Source organism: Clostridium formicaceticum (genome assembly GCF_001854185.1).
GTDB lineage: Bacteria > Bacillota > Clostridia > Peptostreptococcales > Natronincolaceae > Andreesenella > Andreesenella formicacetica.
The window spans coordinates 776,045-800,958 of the sequence record NZ_CP017603.1 but is presented as its reverse complement, the minus strand read 5'-3'; the positions used below and the strand labels follow the sequence as shown (position 1 = coordinate 800,958).

38 protein-coding genes are annotated in these 24,914 nt (G+C 37.1%); all 38 read left to right on the top strand.

What is annotated here, in order from left to right; genetic code table 11:
• Window positions 1–53 precede the first annotated feature (53 nt).
• The 38 genes from rpoC to rplQ all read left to right on the top strand — a co-directional run bounded on the left by rpoC (window position 54) and on the right by rplQ (window position 24,892).
• Window positions 54–3,569 carry a DNA-directed RNA polymerase subunit beta' gene (rpoC, locus tag BJL90_RS03855; RefSeq protein WP_070964319.1) on the top strand — a complete coding sequence of 1,172 codons (3,516 nt, stop codon included), beginning with the start codon at window positions 54–56 and terminating at the stop codon, window positions 3,567–3,569.
• Window positions 3,570–3,773: 204 nt separating this feature from the next.
• Entirely contained in the window at window positions 3,774–4,019 is a 246-nt protein-coding gene (locus BJL90_RS03850) for a ribosomal L7Ae/L30e/S12e/Gadd45 family protein (protein ID WP_070964316.1), read from the top strand.
• A 106-nt stretch (window positions 4,020–4,125) separates the two neighbouring features.
• A complete protein-coding gene (gene rpsL / locus BJL90_RS03845) occupies window positions 4,126–4,542 on the top strand; it encodes a 30S ribosomal protein S12 (RefSeq protein WP_070964314.1) in 417 nt (138 codons plus the stop codon).
• A gap of 116 nt (window positions 4,543–4,658) precedes the next feature.
• On the top strand, window positions 4,659–5,129 hold the full coding sequence (gene rpsG / locus BJL90_RS03840) for a 30S ribosomal protein S7 (protein WP_070964311.1): 471 nt from the start codon (window positions 4,659–4,661) through the stop codon (window positions 5,127–5,129).
• 97 nt (window positions 5,130–5,226) lie between these two features.
• Entirely contained in the window at window positions 5,227–7,302 is a 2,076-nt protein-coding gene (gene fusA, locus BJL90_RS03835; protein WP_070964308.1) for an elongation factor G, read from the top strand.
• A gap of 122 nt (window positions 7,303–7,424) precedes the next feature.
• The gene (tuf, locus tag BJL90_RS03830) at window positions 7,425–8,618 is read left to right on the top strand and encodes an elongation factor Tu (RefSeq protein WP_070964306.1); all 1,194 of its coding nucleotides are present in this window, start codon (window positions 7,425–7,427) and stop codon (window positions 8,616–8,618) included.
• Between the two features lie 492 nt (window positions 8,619–9,110).
• Entirely contained in the window at window positions 9,111–9,431 is a 321-nt protein-coding gene (gene rpsJ, locus BJL90_RS03825; RefSeq protein WP_044826198.1) for a 30S ribosomal protein S10, read from the top strand.
• 97 nt (window positions 9,432–9,528) lie between these two features.
• Window positions 9,529–10,161, top strand: coding sequence for a 50S ribosomal protein L3 (rplC, locus tag BJL90_RS03820; protein ID WP_070964303.1), 633 nt, complete (start codon window positions 9,529–9,531; stop codon window positions 10,159–10,161).
• Window positions 10,162–10,186: 25 nt separating this feature from the next.
• Complete coding sequence (gene rplD / locus BJL90_RS03815; RefSeq protein ID WP_070964300.1) at window positions 10,187–10,810, top strand: 50S ribosomal protein L4; 624 nt, start codon at window positions 10,187–10,189, stop codon at window positions 10,808–10,810.
• Window positions 10,810–11,100: a 50S ribosomal protein L23 gene (gene rplW, locus BJL90_RS03810; protein ID WP_070964298.1), complete on the top strand. Its 291-nt coding sequence runs from the start codon at window positions 10,810–10,812 to the stop codon at window positions 11,098–11,100. The genes rplD and rplW overlap by 1 nt, the downstream gene beginning before the upstream one ends.
• 34 nt (window positions 11,101–11,134) lie before the next feature.
• The gene (gene rplB / locus BJL90_RS03805; protein ID WP_070964295.1) at window positions 11,135–11,965 is read left to right on the top strand and encodes a 50S ribosomal protein L2; all 831 of its coding nucleotides are present in this window, start codon (window positions 11,135–11,137) and stop codon (window positions 11,963–11,965) included.
• Between the two features lie 58 nt (window positions 11,966–12,023).
• On the top strand, window positions 12,024–12,305 hold the full coding sequence (rpsS, locus tag BJL90_RS03800; RefSeq protein ID WP_070964293.1) for a 30S ribosomal protein S19: 282 nt from the start codon (window positions 12,024–12,026) through the stop codon (window positions 12,303–12,305).
• 57 nt (window positions 12,306–12,362) lie between these two features.
• The gene (gene rplV, locus BJL90_RS03795) at window positions 12,363–12,695 is read left to right on the top strand and encodes a 50S ribosomal protein L22 (protein ID WP_070964290.1); all 333 of its coding nucleotides are present in this window, start codon (window positions 12,363–12,365) and stop codon (window positions 12,693–12,695) included.
• Between the two features lie 19 nt (window positions 12,696–12,714).
• Complete coding sequence (rpsC, locus tag BJL90_RS03790) at window positions 12,715–13,398, top strand: 30S ribosomal protein S3 (protein WP_070964287.1); 684 nt, start codon at window positions 12,715–12,717, stop codon at window positions 13,396–13,398.
• A gap of 32 nt (window positions 13,399–13,430) precedes the next feature.
• A complete protein-coding gene (gene rplP, locus BJL90_RS03785; RefSeq protein WP_070964284.1) occupies window positions 13,431–13,874 on the top strand; it encodes a 50S ribosomal protein L16 in 444 nt (147 codons plus the stop codon).
• The gene (rpmC, locus tag BJL90_RS03780) at window positions 13,864–14,067 is read left to right on the top strand and encodes a 50S ribosomal protein L29 (protein WP_070964282.1); all 204 of its coding nucleotides are present in this window, start codon (window positions 13,864–13,866) and stop codon (window positions 14,065–14,067) included. Before rplP ends, rpmC begins: the two co-directional genes overlap by 11 nt.
• 37 nt (window positions 14,068–14,104) lie before the next feature.
• On the top strand, window positions 14,105–14,359 hold the full coding sequence (gene rpsQ, locus BJL90_RS03775) for a 30S ribosomal protein S17 (protein WP_156778697.1): 255 nt from the start codon (window positions 14,105–14,107) through the stop codon (window positions 14,357–14,359).
• A gap of 27 nt (window positions 14,360–14,386) precedes the next feature.
• Window positions 14,387–14,755 (top strand): 50S ribosomal protein L14, encoded by a 369-nt coding sequence (gene rplN / locus BJL90_RS03770; protein WP_070964280.1) that lies wholly within the window; start codon window positions 14,387–14,389, stop codon window positions 14,753–14,755.
• 17 nt (window positions 14,756–14,772) lie between these two features.
• Window positions 14,773–15,084 (top strand): 50S ribosomal protein L24, encoded by a 312-nt coding sequence (rplX, locus tag BJL90_RS03765; RefSeq protein ID WP_070964278.1) that lies wholly within the window; start codon window positions 14,773–14,775, stop codon window positions 15,082–15,084.
• A gap of 26 nt (window positions 15,085–15,110) precedes the next feature.
• Entirely contained in the window at window positions 15,111–15,650 is a 540-nt protein-coding gene (gene rplE / locus BJL90_RS03760) for a 50S ribosomal protein L5 (protein ID WP_044826211.1), read from the top strand.
• A 17-nt stretch (window positions 15,651–15,667) separates the two neighbouring features.
• Window positions 15,668–15,853, top strand: coding sequence for a type Z 30S ribosomal protein S14 (locus tag BJL90_RS03755; protein ID WP_070964275.1), 186 nt, complete (start codon window positions 15,668–15,670; stop codon window positions 15,851–15,853).
• 22 nt (window positions 15,854–15,875) lie between these two features.
• Window positions 15,876–16,274 (top strand): 30S ribosomal protein S8, encoded by a 399-nt coding sequence (gene rpsH / locus BJL90_RS03750; protein WP_070964272.1) that lies wholly within the window; start codon window positions 15,876–15,878, stop codon window positions 16,272–16,274.
• Between the two features lie 28 nt (window positions 16,275–16,302).
• Window positions 16,303–16,842: a 50S ribosomal protein L6 gene (gene rplF, locus BJL90_RS03745; RefSeq protein ID WP_070964271.1), complete on the top strand. Its 540-nt coding sequence runs from the start codon at window positions 16,303–16,305 to the stop codon at window positions 16,840–16,842.
• A 19-nt stretch (window positions 16,843–16,861) separates the two neighbouring features.
• Window positions 16,862–17,230 (top strand): 50S ribosomal protein L18, encoded by a 369-nt coding sequence (rplR, locus tag BJL90_RS03740; protein ID WP_070964269.1) that lies wholly within the window; start codon window positions 16,862–16,864, stop codon window positions 17,228–17,230.
• A gap of 19 nt (window positions 17,231–17,249) precedes the next feature.
• Window positions 17,250–17,756, top strand: a complete 507-nt coding sequence (gene rpsE / locus BJL90_RS03735; protein WP_070964267.1) for a 30S ribosomal protein S5 — start codon at window positions 17,250–17,252, stop codon at window positions 17,754–17,756.
• A 13-nt stretch (window positions 17,757–17,769) separates the two neighbouring features.
• Window positions 17,770–17,949 carry a 50S ribosomal protein L30 gene (gene rpmD / locus BJL90_RS03730; protein ID WP_070964265.1) on the top strand — a complete coding sequence of 60 codons (180 nt, stop codon included), beginning with the start codon at window positions 17,770–17,772 and terminating at the stop codon, window positions 17,947–17,949.
• A 16-nt stretch (window positions 17,950–17,965) separates the two neighbouring features.
• On the top strand, window positions 17,966–18,409 hold the full coding sequence (gene rplO / locus BJL90_RS03725) for a 50S ribosomal protein L15 (RefSeq protein WP_070964263.1): 444 nt from the start codon (window positions 17,966–17,968) through the stop codon (window positions 18,407–18,409).
• Window position 18,410: 1 nt separating this feature from the next.
• Window positions 18,411–19,685: a preprotein translocase subunit SecY gene (gene secY / locus BJL90_RS03720; protein ID WP_070964261.1), complete on the top strand. Its 1,275-nt coding sequence runs from the start codon at window positions 18,411–18,413 to the stop codon at window positions 19,683–19,685.
• A gap of 73 nt (window positions 19,686–19,758) precedes the next feature.
• The gene (locus BJL90_RS03715; protein ID WP_070964260.1) at window positions 19,759–20,409 is read left to right on the top strand and encodes an adenylate kinase; all 651 of its coding nucleotides are present in this window, start codon (window positions 19,759–19,761) and stop codon (window positions 20,407–20,409) included.
• On the top strand, window positions 20,409–21,155 hold the full coding sequence (gene map / locus BJL90_RS03710) for a type I methionyl aminopeptidase (RefSeq protein ID WP_070964258.1): 747 nt from the start codon (window positions 20,409–20,411) through the stop codon (window positions 21,153–21,155). Before BJL90_RS03715 ends, map begins: the two co-directional genes overlap by 1 nt.
• Before the next feature lie 24 nt (window positions 21,156–21,179).
• On the top strand, window positions 21,180–21,458 hold the full coding sequence (locus BJL90_RS03705; RefSeq protein ID WP_070964257.1) for a KOW domain-containing protein: 279 nt from the start codon (window positions 21,180–21,182) through the stop codon (window positions 21,456–21,458).
• 26 nt (window positions 21,459–21,484) lie between these two features.
• Window positions 21,485–21,703 (top strand): translation initiation factor IF-1, encoded by a 219-nt coding sequence (infA, locus tag BJL90_RS03700; RefSeq protein WP_070964255.1) that lies wholly within the window; start codon window positions 21,485–21,487, stop codon window positions 21,701–21,703.
• 51 nt (window positions 21,704–21,754) lie between these two features.
• Window positions 21,755–21,868 (top strand): 50S ribosomal protein L36, encoded by a 114-nt coding sequence (gene rpmJ / locus BJL90_RS03695; protein WP_008516283.1) that lies wholly within the window; start codon window positions 21,755–21,757, stop codon window positions 21,866–21,868.
• A 205-nt stretch (window positions 21,869–22,073) separates the two neighbouring features.
• The gene (gene rpsM, locus BJL90_RS03690; protein ID WP_070964253.1) at window positions 22,074–22,445 is read left to right on the top strand and encodes a 30S ribosomal protein S13; all 372 of its coding nucleotides are present in this window, start codon (window positions 22,074–22,076) and stop codon (window positions 22,443–22,445) included.
• A gap of 18 nt (window positions 22,446–22,463) precedes the next feature.
• Window positions 22,464–22,862: a 30S ribosomal protein S11 gene (rpsK, locus tag BJL90_RS03685; RefSeq protein WP_044826225.1), complete on the top strand. Its 399-nt coding sequence runs from the start codon at window positions 22,464–22,466 to the stop codon at window positions 22,860–22,862.
• Between the two features lie 30 nt (window positions 22,863–22,892).
• Window positions 22,893–23,516, top strand: a complete 624-nt coding sequence (rpsD, locus tag BJL90_RS03680; RefSeq protein ID WP_070964252.1) for a 30S ribosomal protein S4 — start codon at window positions 22,893–22,895, stop codon at window positions 23,514–23,516.
• A 64-nt stretch (window positions 23,517–23,580) separates the two neighbouring features.
• The gene (locus BJL90_RS03675; RefSeq protein ID WP_070964250.1) at window positions 23,581–24,528 is read left to right on the top strand and encodes a DNA-directed RNA polymerase subunit alpha; all 948 of its coding nucleotides are present in this window, start codon (window positions 23,581–23,583) and stop codon (window positions 24,526–24,528) included.
• Between the two features lie 22 nt (window positions 24,529–24,550).
• Complete coding sequence (rplQ, locus tag BJL90_RS03670) at window positions 24,551–24,892, top strand: 50S ribosomal protein L17 (RefSeq protein ID WP_070964248.1); 342 nt, start codon at window positions 24,551–24,553, stop codon at window positions 24,890–24,892.
• Window positions 24,893–24,914: the final 22 nt, after the last annotated feature.

Sequence of the window (24,914 nt, the reverse complement as noted above, 5' to 3'; positions counted from 1 at the left end):
AAAATCATAGGCTGATTATAGTTATTAAACTATAGAGAAGGGAGAGAGACTCCTTGTACGAATTGAATAATTTTGAATCTATTAAAATTTCATTGGCATCTCCAGAAAAAATTAGACAGTGGTCTAAAGGTGAGGTAAAAAAACCTGAAACGATTAACTACAGAACTTTAAAGCCGGAAAAAGAAGGACTGTTTTGTGAAAAGATTTTTGGTCCTACAAAAGATTGGGAGTGCCACTGTGGTAAGTACAAGCGCGTTAGATACAAAGGGGTTGTATGTGATCGTTGTGGCGTTGAAGTAACAAAGTCTAAAGTAAGAAGAGAAAGAATGGGGCATATAGAATTAGCTGCTCCAGTATCTCATATTTGGTATTTTAAGGGTATACCCAGCAGAATGGGACTTCTCTTAGATATGTCACCAAGATCTTTAGAAAAGGTATTGTACTTTGCTGCCTATATTGTTATAGAGCCAGGAGAAACACCATTAACAGAAAAGCAAATTTTAACTGAAAAAGAATATGGTGAGGCGTTAGAAAAGTATGGTTCTAACTTTAAAGCTGCTATGGGAGCCGAGGCGGTTAAAGAAATACTTGCTAGAATCAACCTTGAAGAGCTAGCAAAAGAATTAAAACATAAGTTAAAGGAAAGCACTGGACAAAAAAGAGTTCGAACCATCAGAAGACTTGAGGTGGTGGAAGCTTTCAGACAATCTGGTAATAAACCAGAGTGGATGATTGTGGATGCGGTACCGGTGATTCCGCCGGACTTAAGACCTATGGTGCAACTAGATGGTGGTAGGTTTGCTACCTCTGATTTAAATGATTTATACCGAAGAGTAATTAATCGTAATAACCGTTTAAAGCGACTATTAGATTTAGGTGCACCAGACATTATTGTGAGAAACGAAAAGAGGATGCTGCAGGAGGCGGTAGATGCTTTAATTGATAATGGTAGAAGAGGTAAGCCTGTAACAGGACCTGGTAATCGACCATTAAAATCCCTTTCAGATATGCTAAAGGGAAAACAGGGACGTTTCAGACAAAACCTTTTAGGAAAGCGTGTAGACTATTCAGGACGTTCTGTTATTGTTGTTGGACCTGAACTAAAGTTTTATCAATGTGGTTTACCTAAAAAGATGGCTTTAGAGCTATTCAAGCCCTTTGTTATGAAAAAGCTTGTGGAAAATAACTATGCCCACAATATTAAGAGTGCTAAGCGTATGGTGGAAAAGGTAAAGCCAGAGGTTTGGGATGTACTAGAAGAGGTCATCAAGGAACATCCAGTGCTGCTTAATAGAGCTCCTACCCTTCATAGATTAGGAATTCAGGCCTTTGAGCCGGTTTTGGTAGAAGGCAAGGCGATTAAGCTACATCCGCTGGTATGTACAGCTTATAATGCGGATTTCGACGGGGACCAAATGGCGGTACATGTGCCCTTATCGGTTGAAGCTCAAGCAGAAGCTAGATTTTTAATGCTAGCTCCTAACAATATACTAGCACCGAAGGATGGGCAGCTAATTACCACACCAACACAGGATATGGTACTTGGAAGTTACTATCTAACGATTGAAGTTCCAGGTATCAAAGGAGAAGGCATGATCTTTAAAGATTTTGAAGAGATGCTGATGGCCTATGATACTGGTGTAGTAGATCTTCATGCTAGGGTCAAGGTTCGTGTAAAACTTAACAAGGATGATAAAGGGAAACTGGTAGAAAGTACTGTTGGTAGATTTATTTTCAACGAAAAAATACCTCAGAATCTAGGTTTTGTGGATCGTACAAAGGACTTGTATTCTCTAGAAGTTGACTTCTTATGTGATAAAAAAGCTTTAGGGAAAGTTATTGATAAGTCTTTTAGAAAACTTGGAAATACAGCTACTTCTATTATGTTGGATTATATAAAACAAACTGGCTTTAAATACTCTACTAAAGGTGCTATCACCATTGCGGTATCAGATATGGAAGTGCCAGCAGAAAAGCCAGAATTGATTTCAGAAGCTGAAGAAAAAGTAGATAAATATGAAAAAGCCTACAGAAGAGGGTTGATTTCTGACGAGGAAAGATACGAAAGAGTTATTGAAACCTGGACAGAAACAACAGAAAAGGTTACAGATGCTTTAATGGCAGGTTTAGATCGATTGAACAATGTATTTATTATGGCCCACTCAGGTGCGAGGGGTAGTAAAAACCAGATTAGACAGCTAGGCGGTATGAGGGGATTGATGGCAAATGCCTCTGGACATACGGTGGAAATGCCAATCAAGGCGAACTTCCGTGAAGGCTTGTCTGTATTAGAGTACTTTATTTCTACCCATGGAGCCAGAAAAGGACTAGCAGATACTGCTCTTAGAACAGCTGACTCAGGATATTTAACAAGACGTCTTGTGGATGTTAGTCAAGATATCATTATTCGAGAAATTGATTGTGGTACAACAGAGGGCATTATAGCTTCTGCTTTTAAAGATGGAAATGAAGTGATTGAGGAACTGTATGATAGATTAGTAGGTAGACATGCACTAGAGGATATTCTTCATCCAGAAACTGGAGAAGTAATGGTTGCTAAAAACAATATGATTTTAGAGGAAGATGCAGAAAAAATCATTGCTGCTGGTTTAGAGAAGGTAAAGATCAGAACAACACTGAACTGCAAAACAAAGCATGGTGTATGTGCAACTTGCTATGGCAGAAACTTAGCTACTGGGGAGCCTGTTCAAGTGGGAGAGGCTGTTGGTATCATTGCTGCACAGTCCATCGGAGAACCAGGAACACAGCTTACTATGAGAACCTTCCATACTGGTGGGGTTGCTGGTGCTGACATTACCCAAGGTTTGCCGAGGGTAGAGGAATTATTTGAAGCAAGGAAACCAAAAGGATTAGCCATCATCAGCGAAATTGGTGGTACTGTTGAAATCCTGGAATCTAGAAAAAAACGTGAAGTTGTTGTAAGAAATGCTGCTGAAGAGAAAAAGTATGAAATTCCTTATAGCTCTAGGGTCAAAGTAAAACAAGGTCAAGTCATTGAAGCTGGAGATGAAATTACTCAAGGATCTGTTAACCCTCATGATATTCTTAAGATTAAAGGTGTAGAAGGTGTTGAAAACTACATTATCAAAGAAGTGCAGAGAGTATACCGACTACAGGGGGTTGATATCAATGACAAGCATGTTGAAGTTATTGTAAGACAGATGTTGAGTAAAGCAAAAGTTGAAGATGCTGGAGATACTGATTTGTTACCTGGGGCACTAGAAACTGTTTTTGATTTAAAAGAAGTAAATGTCAAGGCAAGAGAGGAAGGTAAGAAAGAAGCTACCTATACAGTAACATTGCTAGGTATTACGAAAGCCTCCCTTGCAACAGAATCCTTCTTATCAGCGGCATCTTTCCAAGAGACAACAAGAGTTTTAACGGAAGCTGCTATCAAAGGTAAGGAAGATTACTTGATAGGTTTGAAGGAAAATGTAATTATTGGAAAGCTGATCCCTGCTGGTACAGGAATGAAGCGGTATAAAAATATTGCTTTAAGCACAGAGGATGAAACGCCAGAAGATATAGAAGAAATTGAAGAAGAATAAAAGATGATTTTGTAGTATAAAAGGTGAAAAGCCAATGCTTTAACTTAACAAAATAAGTAGTTGACACACTTATCAACAAGTGTTAGAATATTTAAGTGTGTTATACACAATGCTGTTTAGAAAAACAAAATTTTCAGTATAAAAGTGGACTTTTAACTGGGGGACGAAAAGTCTCCCAGATCTTTAAAAAAGGAGGAAACTTTTATGTTAGACTCTTTGCAAAAGGCCAATAATAAGGTCATTGGCATAAAGCAAACCAACAAAGCATTAGCTGAAGATAAAGTAAAGACGCTTTATTTGGCAGAAGATGCAGAAATACATCTATTAGAAAAACTTAAGAACGCTGCCACTAGTAAAGGTGTAGAAATTATTTATGTTGATTCTATGAAAAAACTTGGTAAAGCCTGCAGTATTGATGTTAGTGCAGCAGCTGCGGCAATATTAAAGTAACCAGAGATTTACACTTGATTAGGCAAAGACATTTTATCTTATATTATAGAATAAAGATAAAAGTTTTTCTATGTTTAAAGCTTTTTATTGGAAGGAGGTGCAATGGATGCCAACAATAAGCCAGTTAGTACGTAAAGGTAGAAAAGAAATTCAAGAAAAATCAACAGCTCCTGCATTACAAAAAGGTTTCAACTCTTTGAGAAGAGTAGCTACCGACAAAAGTTCTCCACAAAAAAGAGGAGTTTGTACTTCTGTTAAAACTGTTACACCTAAAAAGCCTAACTCAGCTTTAAGAAAAGTAGCTAGGGTAAGATTGACAAATGGTATTGAAGTAACAGCTTACATCCCAGGAATTGGTCATAACCTTCAAGAGCATAGTGTTGTTCTAATCAGAGGTGGAAGGGTAAAAGACTTACCAGGGGTTAGATACCATATTGTTAGAGGAACATTAGATACTGCAGGTGTAGCTAACAGATTACAAGCAAGATCAAAGTACGGTGCAAAGAGACCTAAGAAGAAATAATAGACGTCGGAGCGATGATGCATATATAATAAAGCATTGAACTGCGCACGGCGGCAATCTTAAAATTGGTTGTCGAGTACCGATGAACAATTTCATTCATTGAGGAGGGAAGAAAAGTGCCAAGAAAAGGTAATGTGCCAAAAAGAGAAGTGTTACCAGACCCTATGTATGGTAGCAAAGTTGTTACAAAATTAATCAATGGCATTATGCTAGATGGTAAAAAAGGAACAGCTCAAAGAATTGTTTATAATGCCTTCGATTTAATAAAAGAAAGAACTGGGGAAGAACCAGTCGAAGTTTTTGAAAAAGCTATGAACAATATCATGCCAATATTAGAAGTTAAAGCAAGACGTGTTGGTGGCGCCAACTACCAAGTACCGGTGGAGGTAAGACCTGAGAGAAGAGAAACTCTAGGAATTAGATGGTTAGTAGGCTACACCAAAAAAAGAGGCGAAAAAGGCATGGATGAAAAATTAGCCAAAGAAATCATGGATGCTGCGAATAATACTGGAGCATCAGTGAAGAAAAGAGAAGACACACATAAAATGGCGGAAGCAAACAAAGCATTTGCCCATTACAGATGGTAAGATAATGTTTAAAATAGTAGTTTTTGGATATGCTAATGTATATTAGTTGCTAAAAATCACTGTAAATGTTTCGTTTCCTATGGAAGGAGGATCAACAGTGGCAAGGCAGTTTCCACTAGAAAAAATAAGAAATATAGGTATTATGGCGCATATTGATGCTGGTAAAACAACAACCACAGAGAGAATATTGTTTTATGCCGGCAGAATTAGAAAATTAGGTGAAACTCATGAGGGTGCATCTCAAATGGACTGGATGGAGCAGGAGAAAGAAAGAGGTATCACCATCACTTCAGCTGCTACTACCTGTCAATGGCAAGAGCATAGAATCAATATCATAGATACACCAGGTCACGTGGACTTTACTGTAGAGGTAGAAAGATCTCTAAGAGTATTAGATGGATCTGTAGCTGTATTCTGTGCCAAAGGTGGGGTTGAGCCTCAATCTGAAACTGTTTGGAGACAGGCAGATAAATACAGAGTGCCAAGAATGGCCTTCGTAAACAAAATGGACATTTTAGGTGCTGACTTCTTTCAAGCTGTAAAAATGATGAAGGAAAGATTAGGTGCTAATGCAATACCTATCCAGTTACCTATCGGTGCTGAAGATACCTTCAAAGGCATCATTGACCTAGTAAAGATGAATGCAACCATTTACAAAGATGATTTAGGTCAAGAGACTGAGACAGTAGACATTCCTGAAGATATGAAGGATCTTGCTAATGAGTATAGAGAAATACTAATAGAGGCAGTAGCTGAAACTGATGAAGAATTAATGATGCGTTATTTAGAAGGAGAAGAACTAACAGAAGAGGAAGTAATTGCGGGTATCAGAAGAGGTACAATTGCTACACAAATGACACCGGTATTATGTGGCTCTTCTTATAAGAATAAAGGTGTGCAGCGTTTATTAGATGCCGTTGTAACTTATATGCCTTCACCACTAGATATACCAGCGATTAAAGGTGTATCTGAGGATACCGAAGAAGAAATCGAAAGACATGCAGATGACAATGAACCTTTTTCAGCTTTAGCCTTCAAAATCATGGCAGATCCATATGTAGGAAAACTAGCTTTTTTCCGAGTTTATTCGGGAAAGCTTGAGTCTGGTTCTTATATCTTAAACTCTACAAAAGGGAAGAAAGAGAGAATTGGACGTATCCTTCAAATGCATGCCAATACAAGAGAAGAAATTACAGAAGTATATGCTGGTGATATCGCGGCTGCTGTAGGATTAAAAGATACAACTACAGGGGATACACTATGTGATCCTGACAATGTAGTAGTGTTAGAATCTATGGAGTTTCCAGAGCCAGTTATTCACGTAGCTATTGAACCAAAAACTAAAGCTGCTCAAGAAAAAATGGGGGTTGCTTTACAAAAACTTGCTGAAGAGGACCCAACTTTTAAAACCTACACAGATGAAGAAACAGGTCAAACCATCATTGCTGGTATGGGAGAGCTTCATCTTGAAATCATCGTAGACAGAATGATGAGAGAGTTTAAAGTAGAGGCAAATGTAGGTAAACCTCAAGTTGCTTATAAAGAAACTATTACCCAAGCGGTAGAAGTAGAGGGTAAATATGCTCGACAATCTGGGGGTCGTGGACAATACGGACATGTTAAAATTCGTCTTATTCCACAGGAACCAGGCCAAGGCTACGGCTTCGACAATCAAATCGTTGGTGGAGCTATCCCAAGAGAGTATATTCCTGCTGTTGATGCTGGTATTCAAGAAGCCATGAAAAATGGTGTGTTAGCTGGCTACGAAGTAGTTGACATGAAGGTAGAACTGTTTGACGGATCTTATCATGAGGTTGACTCTTCTGAAATGGCATTTAAAATCGCTGGTTCTATGGCTTTCAAAGATGGTATGAAGAAAGCGAAGCCAGCTTTACTGGAACCATATATGAAGGTAGAAGTGACAACACCTGAAGATTATATGGGGGATGTTATGGGTGACTTAAACTCAAGACGTGGTAAGATTGAAGGTATGGAGCCAAGAACAGGTGGTGTACAGGTAATAAGATGTTATGTACCACTATCTGAAATGTTTGGTTACGCTACAGACTTGCGTTCAAAAACACAAGGTCGTGCTGTATACTCTATGCACTTTAGTCATTATGAACAAGTTCCAGCAAGTATTGCTGAAAAAGTGGTTGCTGGAAGACAGTAGTGAAAATCGGATAGCAGATTTAAGATGCTTTGTCTGCTATCCTATCTTTAGATAAATCTATAGATAGGTTAAGTAGTATAAAAACTTTTACTTAATACGTTAAAAACGAGGAGGAGTAAAAAATGGCAAAAGCAAAATTTGAAAGAAATAAGCCCCATGTAAACATAGGAACAATAGGACACGTTGACCATGGTAAAACAACATTAACAGCAGCGATTACAATGACATTAAACAAAAGATTAGGAACAGGATCAGCAGTAGCCTTTGACCAAATCGACAAAGCACCAGAAGAAAGAGAAAGAGGAATCACAATTTCAACAGCACACGTTGAGTACGAAACAAACAACAGACACTATGCTCACGTAGACTGCCCAGGCCATGCTGACTATGTAAAAAACATGATTACAGGAGCAGCACAAATGGACGGAGCGATCCTGGTAGTATCAGCAGCGGACGGTCCAATGCCACAAACAAGAGAGCATATCCTACTATCAAGACAGGTAGGTGTACCATACATCGTAGTATTCATGAACAAATGCGATATGGTAGATGATGAAGAATTATTAGAATTAGTAGAAATGGAAATCAGAGACTTATTAAACGAATATGAATTTCCAGGAGATGACACACCAGTAATCAAGGGATCAGCATTACAAGCATTAAATGATCCAGATAGTGATTGGGGAACAAAGATTGTAGAAATGTTTGAAATCATCGATGAATACATTCCACAACCAGAAAGAGATATTGACAAGCCATTCTTAATGCCAGTAGAGGACGTATTCTCAATTACAGGTAGAGGAACAGTTGCAACAGGAAGAGTAGAAAGAGGCGTAGTAAAAGTACAGGACGAAGTAGAATTAGTAGGTTTAGCAGAAGAATCAAGAAAGTTAGTAGTAACAGGGGTAGAAATGTTCAGAAAGTTACTAGATCAAGCAGAAGCAGGAGACAACGTAGGGGTATTACTAAGAGGTATCCAGAGAACAGAAATCGAAAGAGGACAAGTATTAGCAAAGCCTGGTACAATCAAGCCTCACACAAAATTTAAGGCGGAAGTATACGTATTAAAGAAAGAAGAAGGTGGAAGACATACACCATTCTTTGATGGATACAGACCACAATTTTATTTTAGAACAACAGACGTAACAGGAAGCATCAAATTACCAGAGGGAACAGAAATGGTAATGCCAGGAGATAACATTACAATGGAAATCGAATTAATTAGCCCAATCGCTACAGAAGAAGGTTTAAGATTCGCTATCCGTGAAGGTGGAAGAACTGTAGGTGCTGGTGTAGTTGCTTCTATTATTGAATAATTGATACTAGCAATGAAATTTTAAATTTAGAAGAAGGGTTTTCTCTTCTTCTAAATTTGCATTATAGTACAGTCTAGAGACATCTTCAAACTTGGATTTTAGTATTCAGGTCTATGGCTTTACCCTTGGCGTAGAGACATAATCAAGGACTGTGAATATAGATCTTAGCATATTAAAATTTACAGACGTATATTGATATAAAAAAGATTATAAAACTTTCAAGAAATATTTAAAATAGGCTTGATATTTGTAGCTTAATGATATAAAATATATTAGTGTCTGTTTGACATGTTTTTTTAAGTTATTAAGGCGATGAAGCGAAAGGTTGCTCAAAAGGGAAATTTTCGTGGAGAAATGTCTAGATCTATGAATCGGGCGACAAGACTACCCTTTAGGGAGTTGAAAAAAATATCAACACACCCGGAACAGTGTATAGGTAGTCGAGGTCGCACGTAAAAAGAAATCACGTGCGATGAAAGGGAGGGAATTTTAATGGCAACAGCAAAAGTTAAACAAAAAATCAGAATCAGATTAAAGGCGTATGATCACAAGGTGTTAGATCAATCAGCTGAAAAAATCGTTGAAACCGCGAAAAGAAGTGGTGCTGAGGTTTCTGGTCCAGTACCATTGCCGACAGAAAAACAAATTATTACAATATTAAGAGCTGTTCATAAGTACAAAGACTCTAGAGAACAGTTTGAAATGAGAACACACAAGAGATTAATCGACATCTTAAGCCCAACCCCAAAGACTGTTGATGCTTTAATGAGATTAGATTTACCAGCTGGTGTGGATATCGAAATTAAATTATAATGTCAGTTTGACTAAGATAAAGCGATGGACTTCATCCTGTCTTAGTATGATTATACATGAAGTGTAATCCGCTGTAAGATTAATAGGAGGTGTAGTAATGAAAGGTATTATCGGAAGAAAAGTTGGGATGACTCAAGTTTTCGATCAACAGGGTTTAGTAGTACCTGTGACAGTAATCCAAGTGGAACCTAATGTTGTAGCTCAAGTAAAAACAACAGAGACTGATGGATATAATGCTGTTCAAATAGGCTACGGAGAAATCAAGGAAAAAAATGTTAACAAGCCACTAAAAGGACACTTTGAAAAAGGTGGCGTAACGGTTAAAAGAAAGTTAAAAGAATTCAGGTTAGAAAACCCAAGTGAATTTACAGTAGGGCAAGAAATTAAAGTAGATGCTTTTGAAGCAGGACAAAAAGTAGATATCACAGGAATCTCTAAAGGTAAGGGCTTCCAAGGGGTTATTAAAAGACATGGTCAAAGTAGAGGACCAGAATCCCACGGTTCTAGATATCATAGAAGACCCGGTTCAATGGGGGCGTCTTCATTCCCATCTAGAGTATTTAAAGGCAAAAAACTACCTGGACATATGGGAGCAGTACAAGTGACTGTTCAAAATCTAGAAGTAGTAAAAGTAGATGTGGAAAGAAATGCACTTTTAGTGAAGGGTGCTGTGCCAGGACCTAAAAAAGGATTATTAATCATCAAAGAAACCATAAAACAAGGAAAATAATCTGATTGAGAAAGGAGGAATTGCTATGCCTAAAGTAGCTGTATACAATGTGTCTGGAGAACAAGTAAGTGAAATAGAATTAAACGACAATGTATTTGGCGTAGAAGTAAACCAACATGTGCTTTATGAAGTTGTAAAAAATCAATTAGCCAATAAAAGACAAGGAACACAGTCTGCTAAAACGAGAGCAGAAGTAAGAGGTGGCGGAAGAAAGCCTTGGAGACAAAAAGGAACAGGTCGTGCGCGTCACGGAAGTATTCGTTCACCCCTATGGGTTGGTGGTGGAACCATTTTTGCACCAAAGCCAAGAAATTATAGCTATACATTACCTAAAAAGGTAAGAAGATTAGCTATGAAATCAGCTCTTACATCAAAAGTAAATAGTAATGAACTGATTGTGTTAGATGAACTATCTTTACAATTGCCAAAAACAAAAGAGATGGTAAATATTCTTAACAACTTAAAGGTTGATAAGAAGGCACTGATTGTAACAGGTGACAAAAACGATGCTGTGGTTAAATCAGCTAGAAACATTCCTGGAGTTGACACAACTTCTGTCAGTACATTGAATGTATATGATATCTTAAGATACGATAAGTTTATCATTACCAAAGATGCGGTTCAAAAAGTGGAGGAGGTGTACGCATAATGACAAATCCACACGATATTGTTATTAGGCCATTAGTTACTGAAGAAAGCATGAATAACATCGCCGACAAAAAATATGCTTTTGTTGTAGATAGAAAAGCCAACAAAACAGAAATAAGAAGAGCCATAGAAAAAATCTTTAGTGTTAAAGTAGAAAAGGTAAATACTGTTAACATGAAGGGTAAAGTAAAAAGAATGGGCAGATATGTTGGCAAAAGAGCGGACTGGAAAAAGGCTATCGTTACTTTAACACAAGATAGCAAAGAAATCGAGTTATTTGAAGGAATGTAATGACTGATTTGTAATACGAAGGAGGGAAACAGTAATGGGTATTAAAAAGTTTAATCCTACTTCACCAGCTAGAAGACAAATGACAGTTTCTACATTTGAAGAAGTAACAAAGGTAGAGCCAGAAAAGTCTTTATTAGAAACTCTTTCTAAAACTGGTGGTAGAAACGCTCAAGGTAAAATAACCGTACGCCATAGAGGTGGCGGTATGAAAAGAAAGTATAGAATTATCGACTTTAAAAGAAACAAAGATGGCATACCAGCCAATGTTGCTTCAATTGAGTATGATCCAAATAGAACTGCAAATATTGCATTATTGAACTATGCTGATGGAGAAAAGAGGTACATCATTGCTCCAAATCACCTAAAGGTTGGAGATGTTGTAGCATCAGGAGCAGATGTAGATATTAAAGTAGGTAATGCTCTGCCATTAAGAAATATTCCTGTTGGTACAGTGGTACACAACATTGAAATGAAGCCTGGTAAAGGTGGTCAAATTGCAAGAGCTGCCGGAAATTCAGCACAGTTAATGGCGAAGGAAGGCAAATACGCACTATTAAGATTACCTTCGGGAGAAATTAGACAAATTGCTATTGACTGTAAGGCTACTGTTGGTGAAGTGGGAAATTTAGAACATGAAAACATCACTATCGGTAAAGCTGGTAGAAAAAGACATATGGGAATTAGACCTACTGTAAGAGGTTCTGCAATGAACCCGAATGACCATCCACACGGTGGAGGGGAAGGTAGATCTCCTATAGGTAGACCATCACCAGTGACACCATGGGGTAAACCTGCTCTTGGATACAAAACACGTGATAAGAAGAAGGCTTCAAACAAGTTTATTGTATCTAGAAGAAAGAAATAATTCAGCAAAATAATGCAAAGATATAGATAGACACATACTTGTGAAGGGAGGAAAAGTAATGGGTAGATCACTAAAAAAGGGACCTTTTGTTCATGCTGGTTTGTTAAAAAAGGTAGAAGAAATGAATGCAAAAGATGAAAAGAAAGTTATCAAAACATGGTCAAGAGCATCTACTATTTTTCCACAAATGATCGGACACACTATTGCTGTACATGATGGTAGAAAGCACATTCCAGTATACATTACTGAGGATATGGTAGGACATAAATTAGGAGAATTTGCTTTAACCAGAACCTATAGAGGTCATGACGATAACGATAAAACAACAAAAAGAAAATAAATTTAAGTTGATGGAATGTTTGATAATTTGATCGAGATTATGAAGGGAGGTCATTCCATGGAAGCAAAAGCAATTGCAAGATTTGTCAGAATCGCTCCTAGAAAAGCTCAACAAGTTGTTGACTTAGTTAGAGGAAAAAAAGTTGATGAAGCTTTAGCAATATTAAAGTATACGCCTAAAGCCGCTGCGCCAATCGTAGAAAAAGTTGTTAAGTCGGCTTTGGCAAATGCGGAAAATAATTATAGTATGGATAGAGATAGCCTATATGTGGCAGAAATTTATGCAGACCAAGGACCTACAATGAAACGTTTTAGACCAAGAGCTATGGGTCGTGCCACTACGATTAGAAAGAGAACAAGTCATATCGGTGTTGTGCTAAAAGAAAAATAGGATTTAAGGAGGGAAAATAATGGGTCAAAAGGTGAGTCCACACGGATTGAGAGTAGGTATCATTAAGGACTGGGATGCCAAATGGTATGCCAACAAAAAAGATTATTCTGACCTACTCATTGAAGACCATAAAATCCGAAAATACGTAAAAGAAAAACTTTTTGTTTCCGGAATTTCTAAGGTAGAAATTGAAAGAGCTGCTAATAATCGCGTTAAAATAAATGTTCACACAGCAAAGCCAGGAATGGTTATTGGTAAAGGTGGGCAAGGTGTTGAAGAACTGAAAAAGCAGTTAGAAAAAATGACAAATAAAAATGTAGCAGTAAATGTAGTAGAAATAAAAAGACCAGAAACAGATGCTCAACTAGTAGCTGAAAACATTGCGTTCTCTTTAGAAAGAAGGGTATCCTTCAGAAGGGCGATGAAACAAGCTATGCAAAGAGCCATGCGTTCAGGTGCTAAAGGAATTAAAGTATTAACTTCAGGTAGACTTGGAGGAGCAGAAATGGCTCGTTCAGAAGGATACAACGAAGGAAACGTTCCATTACACACATTAAGAGCGGATATCGACTATGGTTTTGCTGAAGCCATGACAACCTATGGAAAATTAGGTGTAAAAGTATGGATTTACAAGGGTGAAATATTACCTGCTAAAAGAAATGTAGCAGTAGAAGAAAGTGTCGAAAATACAGAAAACAAGTAACAGATATGCCTTGAAGGAAGGAGGAATAGTGCATGTTAATGCCTAAAAGAGTAAAACGCCGTAGAGTGCATAGGGGTAAAATGACAGGTGAAGCCACAAGAGGAAACAAAGTTTCCTACGGAGAATTTGGAATTATGGCTTTAGAACCAGCATGGATTACCTCTAATCAAATAGAAGCTGCTCGTATTGCTATGACAAGATATATCAAAAGAGGGGGTAAAGTTTGGATTAAGATTTTCCCTCACAAGCCCGTAACAAAAAAACCTGCTGAAACTCGTATGGGTGCTGGTAAAGGTTCACCAGAGTTTTGGGTAGCAGTTGTTAAGCCAGGTAGAGTTATGTTTGAACTAGCTGGAGTACCAGAAGAAAAAGCAAGAGAAGCGTTAAGACTTGCTATGCATAAATTACCAATTAAGTGTAAGTTTGTAACACGTCAAGAATTAGAAGTAAAGGGTGGTGAAGCTGATGAAAGCTAATCAATTAAGAGATATGACAGATGTTGAATTGCAACAAAAATTAGCTGATTCAAAAAGTGAATTATTTAACTTGCGTTTCCAATTAGCGACCGGCCAGCTTGAGAACCCTTTGAGAATCAGAAATGTTCGCAAAGATATCGCTAGAATTAAAACCATCATTAGACAACGCGAAATAAACAATGTAAATGCTTAATCGGATTATGATGCAAGGTGGAAGGGAGGCCAAACTCGTGGAAAGAGGAAGAAGAAAGATCAGAACAGGTCGTGTAGTAAGCGACAAAATGGATAAAACAATTGTAGTATTAGTAGAGGACTTTGTTCGTCATCCTTTATATGGTAAAGCGGTTAAAAGAACTACAAAGTATAAAGCGCATGATGAAATGAACGAATGTGGAATTGGTGATAAAGTAAGAATTATGGAAACAAGACCATTGTCAAAGGACAAAAGATGGAGACTTGTTAAAGTGATAGAGCAAGCTAAGTAAGAGAGAAGAGGAAAAGGAGGTATTGCTATGATCCAACAGGAATCACGGCTTACTGTTGCAGACAACTCAGGCGCAAAAGAATTGCTTTGTATCCGCGTGCTAGGCGGAACAAAAAGAAGATATGCAAGAATAGGTGATGTTATCATCTGTGCAGTTAAGAGTGCAACACCAGGAGGAGTTGTAAAGAAAGGTCAAGTTGTAAGAGCGGTTGTAGTTAGAACAAAGGCTCCTGTGAGACGTAAAGATGGTTTTTATATACGATTTGATGAGAATGCTGCTGTGGTTATTAAAGAAGATAAACAGCCAGTGGGTACACGTATCTTTGGACCAGTAGCAAGAGAGTTAAGAGATAAAGAGTTTATGAAGATTGTTTCCCTAGCTCCAGAAGTATTATAAACGAGGAGGTGTTACAAATGCGTATAAAAAAAGGTGACACAGTAGTAGTTATAGCTGGAAAAGATAAATCTAAAGTAGGTAAAGTACTACAAGTATTACCGAAAGTAAATAGAGTGATTGTTGAAGGCGTAAATATGGTGACAAAACATCAGAAACCAAACCCGAGAACACAGCAGGGGGGTATTATACGCCATGAAGCTCCTATCCATGCATCTAATGTAATGTTCTTTGAGAAAAAAGCTAACCAAGGTGTTAGAGTTGGATATAAGCTTTTACAAAACGGTGAAAAAGTAAGAATAAGCAAAAAGACTGGCGAAGTATTAGACTAAAGTAAAGAAGGGAGGTAAGTCTAGTAATGGCTAGATTAAGAGAAAAATATAAAAATGAAATTGCAGCAGCAATGATGGAAAAGTTTGGTTACAGTAACGTTATGGAAATTCCAAAGCTTGAAAAAGTTGTTATTAATATGGGAATTGGTGATGCTAAGGACAATGCCAAAAGTCTAGAAGTTGCAGTAAAGGAGTTAGCTACAATAGCTGGACAAAAGCCTGTTATTACAAAAGCTAAAAAATCAGTTTCTAACTTTAAAGTGCGTGAAGGCATGTCAATAGGTGCTAAGGTTACCTTAAGAGGCGAAAAAATGTACGAATTTGTAGATAGATTAGTAAATGTTGCACTGCCAAGGGTAAGAGATTTCAGGGGTGTAAGTGCAAAGGCTTTTGATGGTAGAGGAAACTACGCACTAGGTATCAAGGAGCAATTAATTTTCCCAGAAATTGAATATGATCAAGTGGAAAAGGTTCGGGGAATGGATATCATCTTTGTTACCACTGCTAAAACGGATGAAGAGAGTCGTGAGTTATTAAAGTTAATGGGAATGCCTTTCGTAAAATAAGAAGGAGGTACAATGTAGTGGCAAAACAATCTCTTAAAGTAAAGCAACAAAGAAAACAAAAATATCAAACAAGAGAGTATACTAGATGTAAAATCTGTGGAAGACCACATGCTTATTTAAGAAAATTTGGTATATGTCGTATATGCTTTAGAGAATTAGCCTACAAGGGACAAATACCAGGTGTGAAAAAAGCTAGCTGGTAAAATCGGGAAGGAGGTAAAAGTTATGACAATGACAGATCCAATTGCAGATATGCTTACACGGGTTAGGAATGCCAGTGCGGTAAAACATGAAACTGTAGATATTCCTGCTTCTAATGTTAAAAAGGAAATTGCAAATATTCTTCTTGAAGAAGGTTTTGTAAAAGGATTCGATGTAATTGAAGACGGAAAACAAGGCATTATCAGAATGCAATTAAAATACGGAAAAAACAACGAAAAAGTTATCACAGGTATAAAACGTATCTCAAAGCCAGGCTTAAGAGTTTACGCAAAGAAAGACGAAATTCCAAGGGTATTAGGTGGACTAGGAGTAGCGATTATTTCTACATCTAAAGGAATTATTACGGATAAAATTGCTAGAAAAGAGGGCGTAGGCGGAGAGGTTGTCGCTTACATCTGGTAATCGTAATAACTTTAAAGGAGGTGCAAATATGTCAAGGATAGGTGTTAAGCCAATAGAGCTAACAAATGAAGTTGAAGTAAAAGTTGATGAAAACAATATTGTTACTGTTAAGGGTCCGAAGGGAATGCTGACAGAACAAATTCATAAAGATATTGCTATTAAAAGAGAAGAAAATACAATTATTGTTGAAAGACCAACCAACAATAAAAAACATAGATCTTTACATGGTTTATCAAGAACACTAATTTCTAATATGGTTGACGGTGTAGTGAAGGGATATGAGAAAAAACTACAGCTAGTTGGTGTCGGATATAGAGCAAATAAACAAGGCAATAAACTAGTGCTTAACTTAGGATTTTCTCATCCTGTAGAAATGGTGGATCCAGAGGGTGTTACAACAGAAGTACCTTCTCAAACTGAAATTCTTGTTAAGGGAATTAACAAGCAAGCTGTTGGAAACTATGCAGCTAAAATTCGTGAACTAAGAAAACCTGAACCTTACAAAGGAAAGGGAATCAAATACTCGGATGAAGTGATCAGACGTAAAGAAGGTAAGACTGGTAAGTAATAGAAAGGAGTGAAATAAGGTGATCAAGAAGGTAAGTAAAAACCTTACAAGAAAGAAAAGACATCAGAGAGTTCGTAACAAAGTCTCTGGTACAGCTGAGCGTCCAAGATTAAATGTATATAGAAGTTTAAATAACATGTATGCTCAAGTCATTAATGATGAAAACGGTCAAACCTTAGCAGCAGCTTCGACTTTAGATAAAGAAATCAAGCAGCAAGCTGAAGCTACAGGCAATCAAGATGCTGCTAAGCTAGTGGGACAGTTAGTAGCCAAAAGAGCTTTGGAAAAAGGTATTACAACTGTAACTTTTGATCGTGGTGGATATATTTATCATGGAAGAGTAAAAGCAATGGCAGAAGGTGCAAGAGAAGCCGGACTTAACTTTTAATAAAGAAGGAGGGAAATAAATGCTACGCAAGCGTATAGATGCTAGTCAACTTGATATAAAAGAACAAGTTGTTGACATAAGACGTGTTACTAAGGTTGTAAAGGGTGGTAGAAATTTTAGATTTGCTGCTTTAGTAGTAGTTGGAGATGAAAACGGACATGTAGGAGTAGGATCTGGTAAAGCTATGGAGATACCAGATGCTATCAGAAAAGGCATTCAGGATGCAAAGAAAAACTTAATTCATGTACCAATTGTTAAGACTACCGTTCCTCATCAAATCATTGGCCACTTCGGTGCTGGTAATGTACTAATTATGCCTGCTTCAGAGGGTACTGGTATTATTGCAGGTGGACCAGTTCGTGCGGTATTAGAATTAGCAGGAATCAAAGATGTAAGAGCAAAGTCTTTAGGTTCAAACAATTCAAGAAATATGGTAAATGCTACAATGGATGGCTTAAGAAATTTAAAAAGAGCAGAGGATGTAGCTAGACTAAGAGGCAAATCCATAGAAGAACTCTTAGGTTAGGAGGGAAAATACTATGGCAAATGTAAATATCAAATTAGTTAAAAGTGTTATTGGTTCATTACCAAAGCAAAGAAAAACAGTAGAAGCATTAGGATTATCAAAGGTTGGTCAGGTGGTAGAAAAACCTGACAATGCACAAATTAGAGGTATGATTGAAAGAGTAAAACACTTAGTAGAAGTTGTAGAAGCATAAATAAGGAGGTGTAAAGATGAAGTTACATGAGCTTAGACCTGCTGAAGGTGCTGTAAAGAAGACAAAGAGAAAAGGCCGAGGTACAGGTAGTGGTCTTGGTAAAACTGCAGGCAGAGGTAGCAACGGACAAAATTCTCGTAGCGGCGGTGGTGTTAGAATCGGCTTCGAGGGGGGACAAATGCCTCTTATTAGACGCCTTCCAAAACGCGGTTTTACAAATATTTTCAAAAAACAATTCAGCATTGTAAATATTGAAGATTTAAATAGATTTGAAAATGGAACAGAAATTACTGCTGCAGTGCTTAAAGAAGCAGGTGTCATTAAAAAAGTTGAAAAGGACGGCTTAAAGATTTTAGGTAATGGCAACATCAAAAAAAGTTTGACAGTGAAGGCTGCAAAGTTTACACAATCAGCTATTGAAAAAATTGAAGCTGCCGGTGGAAAAGTAGAGGTGATATAAGGTGCTATCTACCTTAAAAAACGCTTGGAAGATTCCAGATTTAAGAAGCAGAATACTATACACATTGATGATGCTAGTTATTTTTAGATTAGGTTCTGCTATACCAGTGCCAGGTGTAAATATCAACTACGTTCGTAATATTGTTGAGAATGCTGGATTACTTGCTATGTTTGATATGTTTTCAGGTGGTGCTTTCGGTAATATGACAATTTTTGCTCTAAGTATCACGCCTTACATTACTGCCTCTATTATTATGCAGCTTTTAACGATAGCAATTCCTAGCTTAGAAGAGATGGCGAAAGAAGGCGAAGAAGGCAGAAAAAAAATTGCTCAATATACAAGATATGGAACAGTTATACTGGCATTAATCCAAGCTACTGGAATCAGTGTAGGTCTTTTTAGAGGAGCATTGATTTCAAGGGATCCCTTCAGTATCATTGTTGTTGTACTGACATTAACAGCTGGTACAGCCTTTTTAATGTGGTTAGGTGAGCAGATTACTGAAAAGGGTGTAGGCAACGGTATTTCCCTACTGATTTTTGCAGGGATTATCTCTAGAATGCCTGATGGTGTATATAGAACATTTGTTTTAACCAGACAAGGAGAAATTTCTATTATAACCATTATCTTATTTGTAGTGATTGCAATAGCTATTGTTGCTGGTGTAGTTGCAATACAGGAAGGTACTAGAAAAATTCCAGTACAGTATGCAAAAAGAGTTGTAGGTAGAAAAATGTATGGTGGACAAAGTTCACATATTCCTTTAAAGGTAAATCAGTCAGGCGTTATTCCAGTAATTTTTGCAATGTCACTATTAGCTTTTCCACAGACGATTGCTTTCTTTGTTGGAGAGACCAGTGGTTTTGCTTTATTTGTAGCTAGATGGTTATCACCAGGCGGAAGACCAGGGATATTTATTTATAATATATTAAGTGCGCTGCTGATCATTTTCTTTACTTATTTTTACACAGCAGTTACCTTTAACCCAGTTGAAGTAGCTACAAATATGAAAAAAAATGGAGGGTTTATCCCAGGGATTCGACCTGGAAAACCTACTTCCGATTATTTAACAAAGGTATTAAATAGAATTACGTTAGCTGGGGCAGTTTTCCTAGCAGTTATCGCTATCCTACCAACACTATTCCTAAACTTATTAGGAATGCCAATCGCTTTTGGAGGAACATCCATATTGATTGTTGTTGGGGTGGCTTTGGAAACGATGAAACAGGTAGAGGCGCAAATGTTAATGAGACATTATCAAGGATTTTTAAAGTAACTAGTAAAGAGGTATCTGTCATGGGGAACTGATCCCCATGATACCATCAAAATCTACTTCGGGAGATGGTGAAATGAGAACAATTTTACTAGGACCCCCAGGGGCTGGCAAAGGCACCCAAGCGGCGGTCATTGTAAATGAATTTGATGTACCCCACATATCAACAGGGGATATTTTTAGATATAATATTAAGCAGGGAACAGAACTAGGAAAGAAGGCAAAAAGTTACATGGATCAAGGTCTTTTAGTACCTGATGAACTTGTTGTAGCAATCGTAGAAGATCGTCTAAAACAAGAAGATTGTAAAAATGGTTTCTTGCTAGACGGCTTTCCAAGAACAGTTCCTCAAGCAGAGGCTTTAGACAATGCGTTAGTGAACATGGGTGTTTCCTTAGATCGTGTTATCAATATAGAAGTTGATAAGGATAAACTTGTTAAGAGAGCGGTAGGCAGAAGAATTTGCAAAGAATGTGGTGCTACTTATCACTTGGAGTTCAATCCTTCCTTAAAGGGGGAACTTTGTGACCAATGTGGAGGCAAGTTATATCAAAGAGAAGATGATACAGAAGAGACAGTTTCTAAAAGAATAGAAGTGTATCTTAAAGAAACCCAACCATTAATTCAATATTATCAGGAAAGAGACCTATTGATGATAATCAATGGGGATCAGGATATAGAGATAGTTTCTAAAGAGATTGTTGATGCTTTGAGGAGAAGGTCCTAATGATCTACATGAAATCTCGTCAAGAAATTGAAATAATGCGTAGGGCTGGAAAAATTGTAGCTGAAACTCATGAGCTATTGAAAGAGGCAATTAAACCAGGAGTAACTACAAAGGAATTAGATGTTATGGCAGAAGACCATATAAGAAAAAGAGGTGCTACTCCTGCCTTCAAAGGATATGGAGGTTTTCCAGCTAGTATATGTACGTCAATCAATCACGAAGTAGTACATGGAATTCCTGGATTAAAAAGGTTAGAAGATGGCGATATTATTAGTATAGATATTGGTGCACTTTATGAAGGATATTATGGAGATGCTGCCAAAACCCATGCTGTTGGAAATGTTAGTGAGGAAGCAGAAAAATTAATAAAGATAACCAGAGAAAGCTTTTACGAAGGGATGAAATATGCCTTTGAAGGGAATCGGTTATCGGATATTTCTCATGCTATTCAGGCTTACGTAGAGAAAGAAGGATTTTCTGTGGTTAGAAATTATGTTGGTCATGGCATCGGCACGAAAATGCACGAAGAACCTCAGGTACCAAACTATGGACCACCGGGAAAAGGACCAAGACTCCAGAGTGGTATGGTCTTAGCCATAGAGCCAATGATTAACGCAGGAACCTACGAAGTGAAGGTGTTATCTGATGGATGGACTGTCATAACATTGGATGGGAAGTATTCTGCTCACTATGAACATACTATCGCTATTACAAATGGAGAACCTGAGATTTTGACGGTTCTGTAGTCTAGGCAAATGAGGTGACATTTCGTGGAACAAAGTGATATAAATATAGGTCAAGTCGTAAAGTCCACTCAAGGAAGAGATAAAGGAAAATTCTTTATTGTTTTGGATAAAGTCGATAAAGAATATGTCTTAATTGTAGACGGCGATATTAGGAAAACAGATAAACCTAAGAAGAAAAAATTAAAACATCTGGTTAAGCTCAGTATTATATCTGCAGAGACGAAGGATCGGATAGTGAGCAATAAGAAAATAACGAATGCTTTTATAAGAAGAGAGCTTGAGAGATTAGGCGTAAATGCCTAGGTTGAGAATGGAGGTTTGATTGCCGCATGTCTAAACAAGATGTGATAGAAGTAGAAGGTACAGTGAAAGAGGCTTTACCGAATGCTATGTTTATTGTGCACCTTGAAAATGGTCATGAGATTTTAGCTCATATATCTGGAAAGTTAAGAATGCATTTTATCAAAATTTTACCAGGTGATAAAGTTACAGTAGAACTGTCTCCTTATGACCTAACTCGTGGTAGAATAACATGGCGAAAAAAGTAGGTTAAAATAGAGTGTTAATTTTTAGGTGTTCTACTTGAAGGAGGAATAACAATGAAGGTTAGACCATCAGTTAAACCAATTTGTGAAAAATGTAAGATTATTAAAAGAAAAGGAAAAGTAATGGTAATTTGTGAAAATCCAAAGCATAAGCAAAAACAAGGATAACAAAATACTAGTTTTTTTATAAGTTTTATAGTATAATATAACATTGTGGTAATTCATTTTTTAGAGCGGCTGCATCAGTTTTTACTGATCTCTAAAGAATAAATTTTAATATACTTTGCATATAAGAAACTCGCATATAAGAAAATAAGTGAATTGCGATTGTGTAATGATTATGTACCAAGAGAATTAGGAGGTGTAAATTACTATGGCCAGAATTGCTGGTGTTGACTTACCAAGAGATAAAAGAGTAGAAATTGGTTTAACTTATATATTTGGTATTGGCAGAAAAACTTCTAATGATATATTAGCTGCTGCTGGTGTGAATCCTGATACAAGGGTAAAGAACTTAACTGAGGAAGAAGTTAATGCGCTAAGAAAAGCGATTGACGAAAACCATCAGGTTGAAGGGGATTTAAGAAGAGAAATCTCTTTAAACATCAAAAGATTAAAAGAAATCAGATGCTATAGAGGGATCCGTCACATTAAAGGATTACCTGTAAGAGGACAAAAAACTAAGACAAACGCTCGTACTAGAAAAGGTCCTAAGAAAACCGTTGGACGTAAGAAGAAGAAATAGGTAAGGAGGGGCGAAAGAATGGCAAAAGTAGCGAAAAGAAAAACAACTCGTAAAAAAAGAGAACGTAAAAATATTGAACGTGGTCAAGCGCACATTCAATCAACTTTTAACAACTCTATTGTTACGCTAACTGATACACAAGGTAATACAATTGCGTGGGCCAGTGCCGGACAATTAGGCTTCAAAGGTTCAAGAAAATCTACACCATTTGCTGCGCAAATGGCTGCTGAAACTGCAGCTAAATCTGCAATGGAACATGGATTGAAAACAGTAGAAGTATTTGTTAAAGGACCAGGAGCAGGTAGAGAAGCTGCCATCCGTTCATTGCAAGCAACAGGTCTTGAAGTTACTATGATTAAAGACGTAACTCCAGTGCCTCATAATGGATGCAGACCACCAAAACGTAGAAGAGTATAATAAAGATTCAAAGGATTAGGAGGTGCTAAAATGGCAAGATATACAGAGGCGGTATGTAGATTATGTCGTCGTGAAGGTATGAAATTATATCTAAAGGGCGAGAGATGCTATACAGATAAATGTGCTATTACAAGAAGAAACTTTGCTCCAGGACAACATGGGCAAAATAAGAGAAAGCTTTCTAACTACGGTATGCAGTTAAGAGAGAAGCAAAAAGCAAAGAGATTCTATGGCGTGCTTGAAGCACAATTTAGAAAGTATTTCGAAATCGCTGAAAAACAATCAGGTATTACTGGTGAAAATCTTTTAAGACTATTAGAAACTAGATTAGATAATGTAGTTTATAGACTAGGTTTTGCTTCATCAAGACCACAAGCAAGACAATTAGTAGCCCATGGTCACTTTACGATCAATGGTAAAAAGGTGGATGTTCCTTCTTACATTGTAAAGGTTGGAGATGTGATTGAAGTAAGTGAAGTATCAAAAAATTCTCCTCACTTCAAAGAAGTTAAAGAGACCTTTAAAGGGACTGTACCTCATTGGTTAAGTGCTGATGTTGATAAATTAGAGGGAAAAATTGTTTCATTGCCTACAAGAGAAGACATAGATATACCAATTGCAGAAAACTTAATTATTGAGTTATATTCTAGATAATAAATGATTAGAATCAGTTACCCTCAATATAGTAGAGAAGATATTAAAAGGAGGGTTTAATGAAATGATAGAAATGGAAAAACCTAAAGTAGAAGTTACTGAGTTAAGCGAGGACTTTTCTTATGGTAAATTTGTGGTAGAACCTCTTGAAAGAGGTTACGGTACAACGTTAGGTAATTCCCTTAGAAGAATTATGTTATCATCTTTACCAGGAGCTGCAGTAACTTCTATTAAAATAGATGGTGTGTTGCATGAATTTTCTACGGTGCCTGGTGTAAAGGAAGATGTAACAGAAATTATTTTAAACTTGAAGAGTTTATCTTTAAAGCTACATGGCGATGAGCCTAAAACCATCAGGATCGAAGCTGAGGGTGAAGGCGTGATTACTGCTGGTGACATTATTGCAGATGCAGATGTAGAAATACTAAACCCGGATCTTTATATCGCAACTTTAGATACTGACGCTAAATTTATGATGGAAATCAATGTATCTAAAGGAAGAGGATATATCTCTGCTGAAAACAATAAAACTCCAGGAATGCCAATAGGTGTTTTACCAGTTGATTCAATATTTACTCCTGTAAAAAAAGTAAGCTATTCTGTAGAAAATACGAGAGTCGGCCAAATGACTGACTATGATAAATTAATTATCGAAGTATTTACAGATGGCAGTATTAAACCAGACGAAGCAGTTTCATTAGCTGCTAAAATCATGAATGAACATCTTAATTTGTTTATTACCCTAACAGAACATGTGAATGATGTTGAAATCATGGTGCATAAAGAGGAAGATAAGAAGGAAAAGATGTTAGAAATGACAATCGAAGAACTAGATTTATCTGTTCGTTCCTATAATTGTCTAAAGAGAGCTGGAATTAACACTGTTCAGGAGCTTACAATGAAATCAGAAGAGGATATGATGAAGGTTAGAAATCTAGGTAAGAAGTCTCTGGAAGAGGTACAGAAGAAGTTAGAAGAATTAGGCTTAGGATTAAAACCTAGTGATGAGTAACTAGTAGTAAGGAGGGATAGTTATGGCTGGATATAGAAAGTTAGGTCGTGTAAGTGGTCATAGAGACTTAATGCTAAGAAATTTAGTAACAAGCTTAATAAAAAGCGGCCGTATTCAAACAACCGAAACAAGAGCTAAAGAAACGAAAAGATTAGCTGAAAAAATGATTACTTTAGCAAAAAGAGGAGATTTACATGCTAGACGTCAAGCGTTAGCCTTTATAACAGATGAAACGGTTGTTAAAGATCTATTTACTGATTTAGCAACAAAATATGAAGATAGAAATGGTGGATATACAAGAATCATCAGAGTGGGTCCTAGAAGAGGCGACGCTGCTGAAATGGTAATTCTTGAATTAGTATAATCATAGGGAAAAGAGATTAAGT